This is a genomic window from Arthrobacter sp. ZGTC131 (assembly GCF_002929275.1).
Lineage (GTDB): Bacteria > Actinomycetota > Actinomycetes > Actinomycetales > Micrococcaceae > Arthrobacter.
The window spans coordinates 1-507 of record NZ_PJIK01000121.1 but is presented as its reverse complement, the minus strand read 5'-3'; the positions used below and the strand labels follow the sequence as shown (position 1 = coordinate 507).

At 64.3% G+C, this 507-nt stretch carries 1 protein-coding gene; it reads right to left on the bottom strand.

Going from position 1 to position 507, the window contains the following annotated elements; genetic code table 11:
* Positions 1–507: alpha-amylase family glycosyl hydrolase (locus tag CXQ90_RS21960; RefSeq protein ID WP_258064719.1), on the bottom strand; the 507-nt coding region annotated here is incomplete at both ends.

Below are 507 nucleotides of genomic sequence, written 5' to 3'. Positions count from 1 at the left end.
CGCGTCATATCCGGGGAAACCTTCGGAGGAGGCGCCGTCGGCCTTCCCGCCCCAGTCAGGCAGCCCGGATTTCTTGATCAGTGCATGCGCCACATCCACCCGGAAACCGCCCACGCCGCGATCCAGCCAGAACCGCAGGATGCGCTCAAACTCTTCCCTGACCGCAGGATTGTCCCAGTTAAAGTCCGGCTGGGAGGTGTCGAAAAGATGCAGATACCACTGGCCCGGGGTTCCGTCCGGGTTGGCGATCCGGGTCCACGCTGGTCCGCCAAAGTGGGACTGCCAGTTGTTGGGCGGATTTTCGCCGTTCTCGCCGGTTCCGTCGCGGAAGATAAACATGTCGCGCTCCGGCGACCCGGGCTCCGCGGCGAGTGCTGCTTGGAACAGGGGATGCTGGTCGGAGCAGTGGTTGGGCACCAGATCCACGATGACCCGGATGCCGTACCCGCCGGCTTTGGCCACCAGGGCGTCGAAATCCTCCATGGTGCCGAAGATCGGGTCCACCGA